Source organism: Actinokineospora bangkokensis, from assembly GCF_001940455.1.
Classification (GTDB): domain Bacteria; phylum Actinomycetota; class Actinomycetes; order Mycobacteriales; family Pseudonocardiaceae; genus Actinokineospora; species Actinokineospora bangkokensis.
Window position 1 is genome coordinate 915,567 of the sequence record NZ_MKQR01000026.1, and the last position, 15,890, is coordinate 931,456.

At 70.2% G+C, this 15,890-nt stretch carries 14 protein-coding genes, 4 pseudogenes and 4 other annotated features; of the genes and pseudogenes, 11 read left to right on the forward strand and 7 right to left on the reverse strand.

The genetic code is table 11. From position 1 onward, the window contains the following. Window positions 1-8: 8 nt before the first annotated feature. Complete coding sequence (locus tag BJP25_RS27035; protein WP_075977745.1) at window positions 9-1,196, reverse strand: helix-turn-helix domain-containing protein; 1,188 nt, start codon at window positions 1,194-1,196, stop codon at window positions 9-11. Window positions 1,197-1,363: 167 nt separating this feature from the next. After that, window positions 1,364-2,212, forward strand: a sequence feature (16S ribosomal RNA rRNA prediction is too short). A 1-nt stretch (window position 2,213) separates the two neighbouring features. Beyond that, window positions 2,214-2,697: a sequence feature (16S ribosomal RNA rRNA prediction is too short), on the forward strand. Between the two features lie 162 nt (window positions 2,698-2,859). On the opposite strand from BJP25_RS27035, the gene BJP25_RS27045 reads away from it, so the two are divergent. The 4 genes and pseudogenes from BJP25_RS27045 (at window position 2,860) to BJP25_RS32875 (ending at window position 5,036) form a co-directional block, all read left to right on the forward strand. Next, window positions 2,860-3,663: a metallophosphoesterase family protein gene (locus BJP25_RS27045; RefSeq protein WP_075973059.1), complete on the forward strand. Its 804-nt coding sequence runs from the start codon at window positions 2,860-2,862 to the stop codon at window positions 3,661-3,663. Window positions 3,664-3,728: 65 nt separating this feature from the next. Next, window positions 3,729-3,830: pseudogene (locus BJP25_RS35115) on the forward strand (cyclase); the annotation flags it as partial. 103 nt (window positions 3,831-3,933) lie between these two features. After that, a complete protein-coding gene (locus BJP25_RS34415; RefSeq protein WP_075977746.1) occupies window positions 3,934-4,431 on the forward strand; it encodes a hypothetical protein in 498 nt (165 codons plus the stop codon). Next, the gene (locus BJP25_RS32875; RefSeq protein WP_075977747.1) at window positions 4,428-5,036 is read left to right on the forward strand and encodes an MFS transporter; all 609 of its coding nucleotides are present in this window, start codon (window positions 4,428-4,430) and stop codon (window positions 5,034-5,036) included. Before BJP25_RS34415 ends, BJP25_RS32875 begins: the two co-directional genes overlap by 4 nt. Here the strand turns inward: BJP25_RS32875 and BJP25_RS27060 are convergent. Continuing rightward, window positions 5,033-5,671 carry an MFS transporter gene (locus BJP25_RS27060; protein WP_075977748.1) on the reverse strand — a complete coding sequence of 213 codons (639 nt, stop codon included), beginning with the start codon at window positions 5,669-5,671 and terminating at the stop codon, window positions 5,033-5,035. The genes BJP25_RS32875 and BJP25_RS27060 overlap by 4 nt on opposite strands. A gap of 496 nt (window positions 5,672-6,167) precedes the next feature. Continuing rightward, window positions 6,168-6,770 (reverse strand) — a sequence feature (23S ribosomal RNA rRNA prediction is too short). 13 nt (window positions 6,771-6,783) lie between these two features. Then, window positions 6,784-7,148: a sequence feature (23S ribosomal RNA rRNA prediction is too short), on the reverse strand. Between the two features lie 257 nt (window positions 7,149-7,405). Next, window positions 7,406-8,206: an alpha/beta fold hydrolase gene (locus tag BJP25_RS27065; protein WP_143219307.1), complete on the reverse strand. Its 801-nt coding sequence runs from the start codon at window positions 8,204-8,206 to the stop codon at window positions 7,406-7,408. Between the two features lie 210 nt (window positions 8,207-8,416). Between BJP25_RS27065 and BJP25_RS32880 the strand changes: the two genes are divergently transcribed. Further along, window positions 8,417-9,296 (forward strand): IS5 family transposase gene (locus tag BJP25_RS32880; RefSeq protein ID WP_143218829.1). Its coding sequence is split into 2 segments (ribosomal slippage): window positions 8,417-8,784 and window positions 8,783-9,296, totalling 882 coding nucleotides; the frame shifts between segments, so codons are not numbered across the junction. 8 nt (window positions 9,297-9,304) lie between these two features. Here BJP25_RS32880 and BJP25_RS27080 read toward each other — a convergent pair. Beyond that, window positions 9,305-9,709, reverse strand: a complete 405-nt coding sequence (locus BJP25_RS27080) for a hypothetical protein (protein WP_075977750.1) — start codon at window positions 9,707-9,709, stop codon at window positions 9,305-9,307. Between the two features lie 501 nt (window positions 9,710-10,210). Here BJP25_RS27080 and BJP25_RS27085 point away from each other — a divergent pair. Then, a pseudogene (locus BJP25_RS27085) lies at window positions 10,211-10,558 on the forward strand (Nif3-like dinuclear metal center hexameric protein); the annotation flags it as partial. After that, a pseudogene (locus tag BJP25_RS27090) lies at window positions 10,555-11,040 on the forward strand (zinc ribbon domain-containing protein); the annotation flags it as partial. The pseudogenes BJP25_RS27085 and BJP25_RS27090, both read left to right, overlap by 4 nt. Here BJP25_RS27090 and BJP25_RS27095 read toward each other — a convergent pair. Both BJP25_RS27095 and BJP25_RS27100 read right to left on the reverse strand, forming a co-directional pair. Then, entirely contained in the window at window positions 11,036-11,587 is a 552-nt protein-coding gene (locus BJP25_RS27095; RefSeq protein ID WP_143219308.1) for a hypothetical protein, read from the reverse strand. The pseudogene BJP25_RS27090 and the gene BJP25_RS27095 overlap by 5 nt on opposite strands. Before the next feature lie 606 nt (window positions 11,588-12,193). Further along, on the reverse strand, window positions 12,194-12,616 hold the full coding sequence (locus BJP25_RS27100) for a MarR family winged helix-turn-helix transcriptional regulator (RefSeq protein WP_075977752.1): 423 nt from the start codon (window positions 12,614-12,616) through the stop codon (window positions 12,194-12,196). An 87-nt stretch (window positions 12,617-12,703) separates the two neighbouring features. Between BJP25_RS27100 and BJP25_RS27105 the strand changes: the two genes are divergently transcribed. Both BJP25_RS27105 and BJP25_RS27110 read left to right on the forward strand, forming a co-directional pair. Next, complete coding sequence (locus BJP25_RS27105) at window positions 12,704-13,438, forward strand: hypothetical protein (protein WP_075977753.1); 735 nt, start codon at window positions 12,704-12,706, stop codon at window positions 13,436-13,438. Window positions 13,439-13,445: 7 nt separating this feature from the next. Next, window positions 13,446-13,757: pseudogene (locus tag BJP25_RS27110) on the forward strand (FAD-binding domain-containing protein); the annotation flags it as partial. A gap of 380 nt (window positions 13,758-14,137) precedes the next feature. Here BJP25_RS27110 and BJP25_RS27115 read toward each other — a convergent pair. Beyond that, window positions 14,138-14,275: a hypothetical protein gene (locus tag BJP25_RS27115; RefSeq protein WP_233158262.1), complete on the reverse strand. Its 138-nt coding sequence runs from the start codon at window positions 14,273-14,275 to the stop codon at window positions 14,138-14,140. 537 nt (window positions 14,276-14,812) lie between these two features. On the opposite strand from BJP25_RS27115, the gene BJP25_RS27120 reads away from it, so the two are divergent. Then, the gene (locus BJP25_RS27120; RefSeq protein ID WP_075977754.1) at window positions 14,813-15,298 is read left to right on the forward strand and encodes a Gfo/Idh/MocA family protein; all 486 of its coding nucleotides are present in this window, start codon (window positions 14,813-14,815) and stop codon (window positions 15,296-15,298) included. A 114-nt stretch (window positions 15,299-15,412) separates the two neighbouring features. Beyond that, window positions 15,413-15,890, forward strand: a 478-nt coding sequence (locus BJP25_RS27125; protein WP_143219309.1) for a glycoside hydrolase domain-containing protein, incomplete at its 3' end; no start/stop codon positions are given.

The window sequence follows — 15,890 nt, forward strand, 5'->3', positions numbered from 1 at the left end:
AGTTCGTATCAGACAGGGATGCTGAAGCGGTCTGCGAGTTGTGCTGCCTGTCGCGCGACCGCGCCTCGTCCGCGCTGCACTACCGTCTCCAGGATGAGACGGGATGCGGGCCTGTGTGCCAGGTCTTCTGGTGCTTCTGTGGCAAGGCTTGTCAGCATGACCAGCGCCGATCCGTAGTCGCGCTGCCGGCTGAACCCCTTGGCCTGGTCCACCATGAACGCGACGCGCCGTTCGATCGAGAAGCGCTGGCCGGGCTGCACCTTCTCGGCGAGGCGCAGACTCTCGGCCACGTCGCCGGCTTCGAGTTCCACGCTCACTGCATGCATCGCGACATTGGTTGGACCAAAAGCCGTATGGCCCGTGTTGCGTTCGCCCGTCACCTGGGAAATCTTGTGGGCTTCACGCAACTGATCTCGCGCGGGCCATTCCCTGCCAAGGCGTGCTTTGGCCATGGCCGACACGCAGAGCAGCGCCCCGTGAAGTGCCAAGCCTTCCACGTCGTCCATAGCGCGGAGGCGCAGGTTCGACAAGGCGCCATCCGCTACTTGGGCCGCAACTTCGGCTTGGTCGCCCGCGAGCAGGACGTGAGCCATGTTCCAGGCTGCGGTCGCCTTGTTGCGGACGTCCGGGGTCTCGTCGGCGCACTGACACGCTCGATCTGCTGCGAGCAGGGCCAAATCTCCGTGACCAAGTCTTTTTGCCACGGTCCGCACCAGCCCGTAGAGCTCCGCAGCGCAAGCGTTGATTTCGGGCCCGGAGTCCGAACTCAGGGAGTTTCGGGTTGCGGTTACCAGTTGCGGCAACAGGCCGTCGAGAGTGCTGTATCGAGACCTGGAGTGTTGCCAGGAATTCCACGCCAGGGCGATGTGCTCTTTGAGCTTTGCGGTCGAGAGAGCCGGTTGGGCGAAGATGGGGCTCGTCATCGCCACGCGGAGGCTGTGTCCGTCCGAGAATGCCGACGAGCGGGGTTGGGCGCTGGAGTCGGTGCTCAGTATTTCAGAGGGTGATACGCGAAGTGCTTTCGCTATGGCGAGCATGACCGGAACGGCGGGCAGCTTCTTCCCGCGCTCGATCTGGTAGAGGTAGTCGCTGGTCACTCCGGCCAGGTCGGCCACAACCAGTTGCGTCTGCCTGTTCGCGGCGCGGATGTGCCTGATCCGCCTCCCGATCGCTTCGGCCAGCTCTTCGTTTGCCATGCTCCACCCCCGTGACCTGCGCTAGGCTACGCTCCGCTGCCCGAGATGCCAACTGGTGACACACTGCTGCACATGTCCAAGATCGCTGCACGTTCTCCGGGTTCTCCGCGCATTCTGGTGCTCTGGGACATCGACCACACGCTAGCTAGCTAGCAAACATCTTTGGAGAGTTTGATCCTGGCTCAGGACGAACGCTGGCGGCGTGCTTAACACATGCAAGTCGAGCGGTAAGGCCCTTCGGGGTACACGAGCGGCGAACGGGTGAGTAACACGTGGGTAATCTGCCTCGTACTCTGGGATAAGCCCGGGAAACTGGGTCTAATACCGGATATGACTCCGCATCGCATGGTGTGGGGTGGAAAGTTCCGGCGGTACGGGATGAACCCGCGGCCTATCAGCTTGTTGGTGGGGTAGTGGCCTACCAAGGCGACGACGGGTAGCCGGCCTGAGAGGGTGACCGGCCACACTGGGACTGAGACACGGCCCAGACTCCTACGGGAGGCAGCAGTGGGGAATATTGCACAATGGGCGCAAGCCTGATGCAGCGACGCCGCGTGGGGGATGACGGCCTTCGGGTTGTAAACCTCTTTCAGCAGGGACGAAGCGCAAGTGACGGTACCTGCAGAAGAAGCACCGGCTAACTACGTGCCAGCAGCCGCGGTAATACGTAGGGTGCGAGCGTTGTCCGGAATTATTGGGCGTAAAGAGCTCGTAGGCGGTTTGTCGCGTCGGCCGTGAAAACCTGGGGCTTAACCCTGGGCCTGCGGTCGATACGGGCAGACTTGAGTTCGGTAGGGGAGACTGGAATTCCTGGTGTAGCGGTGAAATGCGCAGATATCAGGAGGAACACCGGTGGCGAAGGCGGGTCTCTGGGCCGATACTGACGCTGAGGAGCGAAAGCGTGGGGAGCGAACAGGATTAGATACCCTGGTAGTCCACGCCGTAAACGGTGGGTGCTAGGTGTGGGGACCATTCCACGGTTTCCGTGCCGTAGCCAACGCATTAAGCACCCCGCCTGGGGAGTACGGCCGCAAGGCTAAAACTCAAAGGAATTGACGGGGGCCCGCACAAGCGGCGGAGCATGTGGATTAATTCGATGCAACGCGAAGAACCTTACCTGGGCTTGACATGCATCAGACATCCCCAGAGATGGGGCTTCCCTTGTGGTTGGTGTACAGGTGGTGCATGGCTGTCGTCAGCTCGTGTCGTGAGATGTTGGGTTAAGTCCCGCAACGAGCGCAACCCTCGTTCCATGTTGCCAGCACGTGATGGTGGGGACTCATGGGAGACTGCCGGGGTCAACTCGGAGGAAGGTGGGGATGACGTCAAGTCATCATGCCCCTTATGTCCAGGGCTTCACACATGCTACAATGGTCGGTACAGAGGGCTGCTAGCTAGCTAGCCGCCCCCCCGCCCCCCCCCCCCCCCCGGAGTAGGGGGGCCCCCCGCCCCCGCCTGTGGCGCGGCTGTGTTTCACCAACCCGCCACCCACCCCCGCGTCCCCACCCGGCACCGTCCCCCACCTGCCACCACGGCCGCCTGCCCCGCCCCAGGCCACGCGGCACGACGACACACGAGCTGACGCCGCCCCACTTCGTGAAACGCTCTAGGCTGGTTGGGGGCGACCCGCCGGTGCGCGGCGGGCGGGAGAGGGCGAGGGTCGGTGGCAGGCAGCGGGCACCGGGTGCACGTCGTGTCCGACGTCCACGGCAACGCCGAGGCCCTGGCCCGCGCGGGCGACGGCGCCGACGCGCTCGTCGTGCTGGGCGACCTGATCGACTTCGTCGACTACCACGACCACGGCGGCGGGATCATGGGCCGCGTCTTCGGCCCGGAGAAGGTGGGCGTCTACGCGCGGCTGCGCCGGGAGCGCTCGCACGTGCGCGCCTCCGGCTACATCCGCGAGCTGTGGTCGCAGCTGGACGACCCGCGCGCGCTGGTCGAGGAAGCCGTCCTGGAGCAGTACGCCCGCCTGTTCGCGGTGCTGCCCACCCCCACCTACGCCACCCCCGGCAACGTCGACACGCCCGACCTGTGGGCCGGGTTCGCCCGCGAGGGGCTGACCGTGCTCGACGGCGCCACCACCGAGATCGGCGGGCTGCGGTTCGGCTTCGTCGGCGGCACCGTGCTGCCCGAGGGCATCACCCCGCGGCGGGGGTCGGCGTTCCGCCCCTACCTGCGCACGCCGGAGGACTTCGCCGCCGGGGTGGCCGGGCTGACCGGGGTCGAGGTGCTGTGCACGCACGTGCCGCCGGACCTGCCCGAACTGGTCTACGACGTGGTGGCCCGGCGGGCGGAGCTGGGCTCGGCGGCGCTGGTCGGGCTCATCCGCGAGCAGCGGCCGCGGTGGTCGCTGTTCGGGCACGTGCACCAGCCGCTGGCACCCCGGCTGCGCTTCGGCCGCACGGAGTGCGTCAACGTGGGGCACTTCCAGCGCACCGAGCGCGCGTACGTGTTGCGCTGGTGAGCACGGCGGCACCCGCGCGGCAGGCCCCCGGTGCCGAGCGGGTGGAGCGGGTAACCTCCTCAGCCATGGCCGATGAGTCCACACAGTCCATCGTGGTCGACGCCCCCGCCGAGGCGATCATGGCGGTGATCGCGGACTTCGGGGCGTACCCGGAGTGGGCGGGGGCGGCTAGCTAGCTAGGCCCTCTCCAGCGCCCTCAACGCCCCCACCACCCAGGCCGTCGCCCCCACCGGGACCCGCCCCACCACCACCGGCGCGGCGACCCGGTCGGTGGCCGGCGGCACCGCCACCTCCACCGCCGGGGGTGGGCCGGGTGGGTTCGACCCGTGCACGGTCGTGGGGTGGGACGACCTGCCGCCCGCCGCCCGACCCACCACCACCCCCGCCGCGCCGCAGCGCCCCGGCGACACCGGGGACGCCGAGGTGCAGACCATGTGCATCCTCAGCCACGGCGACGTCAAGATCGACGCCAAGGGCCCCGTCGGCGGGCCGCCCCCGCCCGGGGCGAGGCTGTTCACCCTCGTCGTCGGGTGGGGCCCGCACCTCAACACCGACCCGACCAAGCGCGCCGGCGCCCAGGGCCGCACCTGGAACGGGCGGGCCGGGCTGATCGACCCCGTGGCCAGCGCGACCCTGCCCGGCTGCGTCGGCCTCGTCCCCGCCGCGGGCGGCGTCGTCGGGGTCACGGTGATCAGCACCCTGCCCGGGCTCGACGCCTGCGCGGTCACCGACACCGCCCTGACCGTCGCGACCTCCCGCCTGCCGTGACCGCCAGCGACCACCACCCCGACCGCGGCCCCCACCAGGGCCGCGGTCGGCCCCGTCCCGGGCTGTGGGCGCTGGTCGTGGCCACCGCCGCCACCGGCACCTCCGGCCACGCCGTCGCCGGACTGCTGCCCACCCTGGCCACCAGCCTGCACACCACCGCCGCCGCCATCGGCCAACTCGCCACCGTCTTCGGCCTCGTGTGCGGGCTCGCCGCCCCCGTCCTCGCCGTGGCCACCACCCGACTCGACCGGCGCACCCTGCTCACCGGGTGCCTGCTGGTCACCGCCACCGGCAACACGACCGCCGCCCTGGCCACCACCTACCCCGCCCTGCTCGCCGGACGGGTCATCACCGCCCTCGGCGCCGCCCTGGCCACCGCCTCCGCCGTCACCCTCGCCGCCGCCACCACAGCACCACCGCACCGCGCGAAGGCGGTGGCCCTGGTCCTGACCGGGGTCACCCTCGCCCTGCTCGCCGGAGTCCCCGTCGTCGCCGCGATCTCCTACCACGCCGGACACGCCCCCGCCCTGTGGTCGGTGGTCGCCCTCTGCCTGCTCGCCGCCACCCTCGTGGCCACCCTGGCCCCCACCACACCCCCTAGCTAGCTAGGCCACAGCCGCGCGGTCCGGTACGGCGACCGGGTCGCCTCCACCGACTTCGCGGGCTTGCGCGGCGGGTCGACGAGCACGGCCCCCACCAGCACCGCGCACCCCAGGCACAGCGCGGCGGGCACCAGCAGCGCCACCCGGTAGTCGGCGTGCTGGGCGACCGGCGGCAGCGCGAGCGCCGCCACCCCGACCCCGATGGGCTGGCACGTCTGCCGGATCCCCATCGCCAACCCGCGCTCGGCGGGCCCGAACCACCCCAGCACCGCCCGCCCGCTCGCCGCGCTGATCGACGCGGAGAAGACCCCGGCGACCACCAGCAGCACCACGAGCGCACCCACCCCGGGCGCGAAGGACGCCCCGACCGCCGCCGCGCCCGTGCCCGTCATGCCGATCGCCATCACGACCCGCTCCCCGAACCGGTCCGCGGCCGCGCCCCACGCGATGAGCGCCACGAGGACCCCGAGGACCGGCGCGACCGTCACGCTGCCCGCCTGCGCGAGGGAGAGGTCCTCGGCGGAGCGGATGGCGGGGAGGAGGAACGGGAGGCCGTAGACGAGGCTGCTGGTCGCGGCCTGCGCGGCGACCGCGACCGCGAGGATGGCCCAGCGGTTGCGCGTGCGGGTCGTCGTCATATTGTTAACGTAGCTAAGTTATCCCGTGGTGCGGAATATGCGTCTCGCTATGTGGTCTCGGTGTGGACGGGGTGCTGGGCTTAGTGGGGGCCTGTCCTCGGGGGCCGCGAGTGTGTAACTCGGGAGGTGGCGCGTCAAGGGCGCCCTGCGGGCGTCGCTTCGCGATGGGCTTCGCCCACCCTTGACACGCCACATCCCGAGTTACGAGCGGCCGGGACTGGGTCAGGCCGGGGTCTGAGCAAAGCCCATGACCTTTTGCTCAGCTGAGCTTTGTCAGGGGGTGCCGGGGGTTTGCGAGAGCTGGGCACCATGGGTTGCGGGGTGGGCGTGGGGCTGGCCAAACGACGGCTTTAGGGATGGGCTTCGCCACGGGGCATGGGGGTGCCGGGAGGTTGGTGTGACTGGGCCGCATGGGTTGAGGGTGGGGGGCAGTGGCTGACGACGGCTTCTGCTGACTGCGGGGGCTCGCCTTCGGCTTTCGTGGGGTGAAGGGCAGCTCGTGGGGGGTGGAGGGCAAGCGAGGGCTAGCTAGCTAGAAACCCAGCTCGCGTACCGCTTTAATGGGCGAACAGCCCAACCCTTGGGACCTACTCCAGCCCCAGGATGCGACGAGCCGACATCGAGGTGCCAAACCATGCCGTCGATATGGACTCTTGGGCAAGATCAGCCTGTTATCCCCGGGGTACCTTTTATCCGTTGAGCGACACCGCTTCCACCAGCCAGTGCCGGATCACTAGTCCCGACTTTCGTCCCTGCTCGACCCGTCGGTCTCACAGTCAAGCTCCCTTGTGCACTTGCACTCGACACCTGATTGCCAACCAGGCTGAGGGAACCTTTGGGCGCCTCCGTTACCCTTTGGGAGGCAACCGCCCCAGTTAAACTACCCACCAGGCACTGTCCCTGAACCGGATCACGGTCCGAGGTTAGACACTCAGTACGATCAGAGTGGTATTTCAACGATGACTCCACCCACACTGGCGTGAGGGCTTCACAGTCTCCCACCTATCCTACACAAACCGAACCAAGCACCAATACCAAGCTATAGTAAAGGTCCCGGGGTCTTTCCGTCCTGCCGCGCGTAACGAGCATCTTTACTCGTAGTGCAATTTCACCGGGCCTATGGTTGAGACAGTCGAGAAGTCGTTACGCCATTCGTGCAGGTCGGAACTTACCCGACAAGGAATTTCGCTACCTTAGGATGGTTATAGTTACCACCGCCGTTTACTGGCGCTTAAATTCTGAGCTTCGCCCTTGCGGACTAACCCGTCCTCTTAACGTTCCAGCACCGGGCAGGCGTCAGTCCGTATACATCGTCTTGCGACTTCGCACGGACCTGTGTTTTTAGTAAACAGTCGCTTCTCGCTGGTCTCTGCGGCCACCTGGTCCTAGCCCGTAAAGAGCTTCAAACCCTGTGGCCCCCCTTCTCCCGAAGTTACGGGGGCATTTTGCCGAGTTCCTTAACCATAGTTCACCCGAACGCCTCGGTATTCTCTACCTGACCACCTGTGTCGGTTTGGGGTACGGGCCGCGTGGAAACTCACTAGAGGCTTTTCTCGGCAGCATGGGATCACTCTACTTCGCCTCATTCGGCTATGCATCACGTCTCACTAGCTAGCTAGGGGGGGGGGGGGGGGGCGGGGGGGGGGGGGGGGGGGGGCCGGCGGGTGGCCGCGGCGCCCGGGGGGAGGGTCGGTCCCGGGGCGGGGACGAGCCCCGGGACCGACGTCGGGGGTTTCAGGACCGGGCGGAGACCGGCAGGGCGACGGTGGCGAGCCAGGCGCGCAGCGCACCGGCGGTGGTCTCGGCGTGGTCCTCCATCATCGAGTAGTGGTTGCCGGGGACCTCGAACACGGTGCTGATGTGCTCGGGCGGGGCGGGCCTGCTGTCGACCCCGGGCGTGGTGCCCGGCATCGGCTCCAGGGCGCGGACGAGCATGGTCGGGACGCTGACCTCCGGGGTCTCCCAGGAGTCGAACAGGCGCAGGTAGCCGCCCATGGCGGTGAGCTGGTCGCCCGCGGCGGTCATGAACTCGAACCGCTCGGCCTGCTGGTGGCCCATGGACCGCAGGAACTCCGGGTCGAACGGCACCACCCGGGAGAAGCTGTCGACCATGACCACCGCGTCGGGCGGGCAGCCCTCGGCCTCCATCCTGGCGGCGACGGCGTGCGCCACCCAGCCGCCGGAGGAGTAGCCGACGAGCACCAGCGGGCCCGCGCTGCGGACCGCGCGCACCGACTCGGCGTGCGCGGCGCCGAGCGCGGCGATGTCGGCGGGCAGCCGCTCCCCCGCGCCGAAGCCGGGCGCGGGCAGCGCCCACACGTCGTGCTCGCCGCGCAGGTGGGCGGCGAAGCGGGCGTACTGCTGGATGCCCGCCGGGGCGATGTAGGGGGCGAAGCACACCACGGTGGGCGCGGGCGGGGCACCCTCGGCGGGCGCGGCGGCGGCACCGAGGCGCACCGGGGTGGTGCGGCCGGTGGCCGCCTCGGGCTCGGTGAACGCGTCGCGGAACTGCGACGCGGTGGCGAGCATGGACATGGCCTCGGTGACCCGGCCGGTGCGGGTGGCGTTGGCGTACAGCGCGACCAGCGAGTCGGACAGGCCGGCGGGGGCGGCGGCCTGCTCGGCGGGGGCCGCGGCGCCGCCGAGCTGCCCGCTGAGGTGGGCGGCCAGCGCCGCGGCGGTCTAGCTAGCTAGGGGCCTGTCCTCAAAGTGGGTGTGGTTGATCTGCTTTGATCTTGTCCCGTGGTGCGCAGGCATGAGTTGACCGATGAGCAATGGCAGGTCGTGGAGCCGTTGTTGCCGCCTTCGGGTGTGAGGGGTCGTCCGAGGGTGGATGACCGCAGGGTGGTGAACGGGATGTTGTTCAAGGCCAAGACGGGGATCTCGTGGCGTGATCTGCCGGAGCGGTATGGGCCGTGGAAGACCGTCTACAACCGGTTCTGGCGGTGGTCGCGCAACGGGACCTTGGCCGCGCTGGTCGCCAGGGTGCGGGTCGTCGCCGAGGCGGTCGACGAGCTGGACCGGGAGGTCTCGGTCGACTCCTCGATCGTGCGGGCGCACCAGCACGCGGCCGGGGCCCGTCACGCCGTCGACCCCGGCGCGGGGGGCGGGGCGATCCCGCGGCGGGCAGGGCGAACCAGGTGATCATGCCATCGGCCGCTCTCGGGGCGGGCCCTCGACCAAGATCCATCTGGCGTGTGACGGGCACGGGCGTCCGTTGTCGGTGGTGTTGACCAGCGGCAACGTCAACGACTGCACCATGTTCACCCAGGTCATGGACGGGATTCGGTTCCGACGCCCCGGCCGGGGACGCTCGGGCGCCCGCCCGCGCAGGGTGCTCGCGGACAAGGGCTACTCCTCCCGCGCCATCCGCGCCTGGCTGCGGGCCCGGCGCATCCCCACCACCATCCCCGAACGCCGCGACCAACAGGCCGGACGACAACGACGAGGCCGAGCAGGCGGCCGCCCACCAGTCTTCGACCCGGTCGCCTACCGGCGACGCAACGTCGTCGAGCGCTGCTTCAACCGACTCAAGCAGTTCCGGGCCATCGCCACCCGCTACGACAAGACCGCCCTGTCCTTCCAGGCCATGATCGACCTCGCCACCCTCACACTCTGGCTTTGACTAGCTAGCTAGTAGGGCAACCCCTCCGGCGCCAGGAACGCCCCGTACTCACTGCCGTACCGGTCGATCCGCTGCCCCCGCACCAACGTCTGCTCCCACTTCAGGGGCGTTCCGTCGAACTTCAGCACGTACCCGTCCTGCGGCGGGTACCGCCAGCTGTTGGCGGTGCTGTCGTAGAACTTCCCCAGGAAGTCCGCCTGGCTGTGCCACCCGGTCCGGCTGTACCCGAACAGCTGGAACCCCACCGATCCCGTCCTGGGCAACACCTCCGGCCCCAACCGCCGGTCCCCCTGGTACAGCTCCGCCGAGCACTCCCGCGGCGAGATCGGCGCCGCCTGCGCCACCGCGGGAACCGCGACGAACGCCAGCACCGCGCTGGCCACCACGGCGGCGACCCTCCGGCTCCACCTCACGATGAACCTCCCCTGTCTCCCACTCCGAACCAGCCGGAACCGTAGCGACGCGGGGATGGCCTCCGGAACGGCGCCGGAACGGTTTCACCCGGACGCTGCGCGTCCATCACCTGTGGTGACTGCCGTGCGGGTGGGATTGGTGCGGCGCAAGCCTTTCGGGGTCGCTCGGTGGTGGCTCGCTGGTGGGCTCGCCTCGCCTGCGGCTTCGGGGTTTGAGTGCCGGTCGTGTGGTGGCGGGCTCGATGCGGTGGACCTGTTTGGGTGGAGCCCCTACGGCGATCATGAGCTGAGAGAGCGGGAAAAGCTGGGGCCAAAAGAGCCCCGCTCAACCCGGACAGGGTAGCTCATGATCGCCTTCCCCACCCAAACAAGTCCACCGCATCGAGCATTGTCGTAGCCGGGCCGCCGGTTTGTCGGTGGTTGCCCTGTGCGCAAAGCGAAAGAGGGTGCCCACCTATGGAACCGGCGGCCCGGCTACGGCCCTGCTCTAGCTAGCTAGGGGGGGTGCGGGCGGCGGGGGACCCGGGGCGGTCGGTGCGGCGGGTGGCGGTGTCCGGGGGTGCCGGGGACTCCTACCTCGGGGCCGCGACCGCGGCCGGGGTGGACGTGTTCGTCACCGCCGACCTGCGCCACCACCCGGCGGCGGAGCACCTGGCCCGGCCGGGGGCGCCCGCGCTGGTGGACGTGGCGCACTGGGCGAGCGAGTGGCCCTGGTGCGAGCAGGCGGCCTCCGTCCTGCGCTCGGCCCTCGGCGGTACGGTCGGGGTCGTCGTCTCCACGCGCCGCACCGATCCCTGGACCGCCCAGGTCGCCGGGGCGGTGTCCCGAACCGGGAGGTCCACCGGGTGAAAGCCGAACCCGCCGCCCAGCGCCGCCTGCTCGACCTCGCCGAGGTCGACACCGAGCTCGCGCGCGTGCTGCACCGCCGCACGACCATGCCCGAGCTGGCCGAGATCGCCGCCGCCGAGCAGGCGGTGCGGGCCAAGGCCGACGCCAGGGTCGCGGTGCAGACCCAGCTCGACGACCTCGACCGCGAGGTGGCCAGGCAGGAGAAGGAGATCGACGCGGTGCGCGCCCGCACCGATCGCGACCGGGCGATGATGCAGAGCGGCAAGCTCGGCGCCAAGGCGCTGACCGACGTGGAGCACGAGCTGGGCACCCTCCAGCGCCGCCAGTCGGTGCTGGAGGACGACCTGCTGGAGCTGATGGAGCGCCGCGAGGCCGTCGAGATGGACGCGCAGCACGCCTCGGTGGAGCTGGCCAAGGCCGAGGAGGCGCTGGCCGGGGCCACCGCCCGCCGCGACGAGAACCTCAAGGACCTCGACACTAGCTAGCTAGGGGCGGTGGCGTGGCAGGGGTGGTGGTGGTCGTGGGGTCCGGGGTGATCGAGGTGGTGCGCGGGGTCGTCCGACGCGGTGGGGTGGTGGGCGTGGTGCGCGGGGGTTGTTGGACGACCGGGGGCGCGGTGGTGGCGACGACCGGGGGTGGTGTGGTGACCGGAGGGCGTGGCGGGGTGGTGGAGGTCGGGGGTTGGGAGCTGGTGGGCTGGCTTGAGGTCTTGACGGTGAAGCGCAGGGTGGTGCTGTAGCCCTCACCCTCGCCGTAGGAGCAGTACACCCCGATCGGGTACGTGCCGTCCTCCACGTCCGGCACCACGGCGGTGACCGAGCCCTCCCGCCAGGACGCGCTTGGGAGCTGGAAGGTTTCCGTGGCGAACCAGACCGTGTCGCAGGGGGTCCCCTCCACCCAGTCGGTGTACCAGCTGATGGTGAAGGTGGAGCCGCGCGGGCCGCTGCCGGGCGAGATGGTGGCGCCGAAGGCGGTCTGGGCCTGGGCCGGGGACGCGATCAGCGCCATGGGGATTACGAAGACGCCCACTGCGGCGATTCTCAGAGTGCGCACGACGACCTTTCCTGGCCCGCCTCGAACCGGAGTTCCTCCATGCGACGTGTTATCGGCACAGCGCTCGCCCTCGTAACGGCTCTCTGCACGGCCGCCGCGCCCGCCGCCGCCCAAGGATCGGATGATCCCGTGCAGGTCGTGGTGGCGGTGGACGGGCAGGACGTGGCGGGCCGGACGGTGGAGTTCGACCCGGGCAGACCAGTGGAAGTGGAAGTCCGGGTGCGCAATTCGGGTCGGGAAACCGCGAAGGTGCGGCTCGCTAGCTAGCTAGAGCAGGACCGTAACCGGGCCGGCGGTCGTGTGGGTAGGCGCGCTGCTTTTGCTTTGCGCACAAGGCAACCACCCCACATACCGGCGGCCCGGCTAGGGGGTGCTCGATGCGGTGGACTTGTTTGGGTGGGGAAGGCGATCATGAGCTACCCTGTCCGGGTTGAGCGGGGCTCTTTTGACCCCAGCTTTTCCCGCTCTCTCAGCTCATGATCGCCGTAGGGGCCCCACCCAAACAGGTCCACCGCATCGAGCCCGCCACAAAACGACCGGCACTCAACGCCCGATGCCGCAGGCGAGGCGACACACCCGCGCTCACCTCAAGTGCTCCTCCCGAGCCCGCACCACAGCCTGGGTCGTCGAAGCCAAGAACCGACCCACGACCTCCCGCTCCTCATCGCTGAACGCGCTCCACGCCTCCCCCAGCGCCGACTGGAGCATCCCGAAGTGCGCCTGTCCCAACGCCCGGGCGCTCTCCTCCAGGTGGAGCTGGACCTTCCGGCGGTCGTCCGGGCTGCGGTCGCGGCGGACGTGGCCGGAGCGTTCGAGGCGGTCGAGGACCGAGGTGGTGGCCGACGGGCTGAGGTGGAGGGCGTCGGCGAGGCGGGAGGGGGTCATGTCGGGGCCGCCGTCGAGGATGACGGCGAGGGCGTTGAGGTCGGTGGGGTGCAGGCCGTTGGCCTCGCCGAAGAGCTGGGCGAAGCGGGTCAGGTCGACGGTGAGGCCGCGCAGGAGCAGGGAGAGCGCGAGGTCGTCCGGGGAGCCCGGGGGGCCGGGGGCGGCGGGGGGACCTGCGGGCTAGCTAGCTAGCCCCCGCGCCGCCGGGTGATCGCCGCCGAGGCCGAGCAGGCCGCGGCACCCGCCCACCAGCCCGCTCACCAGCCCACCCAGCAGCGCCCGCAGCAGCCCCCTGCCGCGCCGCAGACCCCGCCGCCCGCGCCCGCCCGGCAGCAGCCGCAGGCCCAGCCCGCCGCCGCGTCGGCGGGCGAGTTCGAGCCGTTCGTGCTGCTCGACGACCTGCCGGAGAACCAGCGCCCCGCCCGCGCGGCCGCGCCGCCCCCGGTCCAGCAGCGCCCGCCCGCGCGCCCCGCGGTGCCGGTGGCCGACCGGCGCGGGGTCTTCCTGCCCCCGGGCACCAACGGCAGCGCCCAGCGACCGCCGCAGGTCCAGCGCCCGGCCGCGCCGCCGCACCAGGCCGTGCGCCACTCGCACCAGGCCGAGCCGGAGGTGCCCGCGGGCCGGGAGTGGTTCGGCGACCAGCACGCCCAGGTCGTCCAGCAACCGCCGGTCCAGCAGCAGCCGGTGCAGCACACCCCGGCCCCGCCCCGGCAGGCACCGCAGCAGGCGCTGCCCGCGGTCCAGCAGCCCCAGCGCAGGCACGCGGCCCCCGAGCAGCTGCCGGTCGACTCCGACGTGCCGTTCCTGCCGCTGCCCCCCGCGCCTGCGGGCGTGCGCGGCTACCGCACCGGCGACGTCGAGCGGCTCGCGGCCATCCTCACCAGGGCGGCCACCGCCCTCGACGACGTCCCCACCGCCGACGAGCTGGAGGCGGCTAGCTAGCTAGCGCGGCGCCCGCCACTTCATGCAGCACCTCGTCGACGGCGACCTCGCCTCCAACCAGCACGGCTGGCAGTGGACAGCGGGCTCCGGCACCGACGCCTCGCCCTACTTCCGCGTCTTCAACCCCACCACCCAGGCCGAGAAGTTCGACCCCACCGGCGACTACGTCCGCAAGTACGTCCCCGAACTCCGCGGCATCGAGGGCAAGAAGGTCCACCAGCCCCAGGACAACCCCCCCAACGGCTACCCCACCCCCATCGTCGACCACGCCCACGAACGCCAAGTGGCCCTGGACCGCTACAACAAGATCAAGGCCTAACCCCACCTTCCACGCCCCACCCCGCTGCCTTCAAAGCAGCGCGCCCACCCACAAACCGCAACGCGCCCCACGAGGACTGCTCGATGGGGTGGTTGTGCTTGGTCGGGGGAGGCGATCATGTGCTACCCAACGGGACGGGCGGGCGTCTTTTCAGCCCGCCTTTTCCCCGCCCGACAGCGCATGATCGCCGCAGGGGCCCCGACCAAGCACAACCACCGCATCGAGCCCGCAAACCAATCCGCGCTCTTCACAGAGCTGCGCAGCAGCTCCCCGCTCCCCAAGCCGCGCAGCAGCCCCCTTCACACCCCGCGCAACGCCTCCCGCACCCGCACCCGCCCATCCGTCCGCAGGATCGCCCCCGCGTACACCCGCCCACCTAGCTAGCTAGCCCGCCCCGCCACCTCGGCCACCTCCGCCAGCGCCCGGTCCAGCGACCGGGTCTGCCCCACCGACAGCACCGCCGAGGCCCCCGGCGGCGGCACCAGCACCACCCGGTCCCGGTCCACCAGCACCGTCACCGCCCGGTCCCGGCCGAAAGGATCATGACACCCGACACACCACCGCGGTTCCGTCATCCCACAGACATCGGCACGCCCGCCGTCGGCCCACAGGTGCTCACCAGCCACTTCACCTGTTTGCCTGCTTTCTCACCCGATGGTGGCCCACCCCCGTGAAGAAGTAATCACGGCGCAATCGGCCCCCCGCTTAGACGGGAACCGGGTCTTGTGCCTAAGCTGTACGTGGCGGCCCGCTCCCAGTGACCCCCAGGCTGGTTGAGCGGGCCGCCCTCGACTCTCCCCCTTCGTCTTCGCGGAATGCGCTCAGCGGTGAGTCTCGTCATCTTCCCCCGGGGGGCGACCCCCGGACCCCCGAGCCGCCAGCTTGAGTGCGGTGCCGGGGGATTAGCGCGTGGGGGGCGTTGTGGGGGTTTCCGGGGGGACTGGCGTTGTTGGGGCGAGTGTGCGGTTGTGGGGGAAGGGTGCGTTTGGGGGGTGGGAAAGAAATCGGCGTGCACCTGGAGGGGTGCACGCCGATCGGGCTAGCTAGCTAGGGAGGTGGCCGAGCGGGGGCCGTGGGCCGGGGCGAACGCCCGCTGGCTGTCGGGTGCGCTGCTCGGCGGGCCGTACTCGACGTCGCGGTGGCGGCACGGCGGGGGAGCCCTGGCGGACGTGGGGCCGCACGTGGTGGACCTGCTCGACGCCGCGCTGGGGGCCGTGGTCGACGTGCCGGTGGCGCACCACGCCGAGCCGGACCTGTGGAACGTGGTGCTGGCGCACGACTCGGGGGCGACCAGCGCGCTGACGCTGTCGATGCGGATGCCGCTGCGGCCGACGGTGACCGAGGTCGACGTCTACGGCGACGGGGGGCGGCTGGTGCTGAGCGGTCGGGCTACGCGGGCTGACCAGTGCTACGCGTTGCTGCTGGACGATTTCACGGGGATGGTGCGCGCGGGGCGGGTGCGGCATGCGCTCGACGCTGGGCGGGGGTTGCGGGTGCAGCGGACGTTGGATCGGGTGGGCGCTGCGTTGGCTGCTGTGTAGGCGGGTTGCCTCGTGGCTGGGTCGCCTCGCCTTCGGCTTCGGGGGGTGGAAGAGCCGGTCGTTTGGTCTAGCTAGCTAGCCCGCCCCGGCTCCTACCGCCACACCATCCACGAGATGCGCGAAGCCCGGGACGTCAACCTCGGCCAATACGGCCACAGCAACCAACCCGCCCACCACATCCCCTACCTCTACACCCACACCACCCGCCCCTGGCGCACCCAACACCTCGTCCGCGACATCTGCACCCGCCTCTACCAGGGCTCCACCATCGGCCAGGGCTACCTCGGCGACGAGGACAACGGCGAGATGTCCGCCTGGTGGATCTTCAGCGCCCTCGGCTTCTACCCCCTCACCCCCGCCAGCGGCACCTACGCCCTCGGCTCACCCCTCTTCCCCCGCACCACCGTCCGCCTCGGCACCCGAACCCTCACCATCAACGCCCCCGGCAACACCCCCCACACCCCCTACGTCGCCACCCTCCACGTCAACGGCGAACCCCACCGACACCCCCACATCGCCCACACCACCCTCACCGCAGGCGCCACCCTCGACTACACCATGTCCCCCACCCCCACCGACTGGTTCCTCCCCG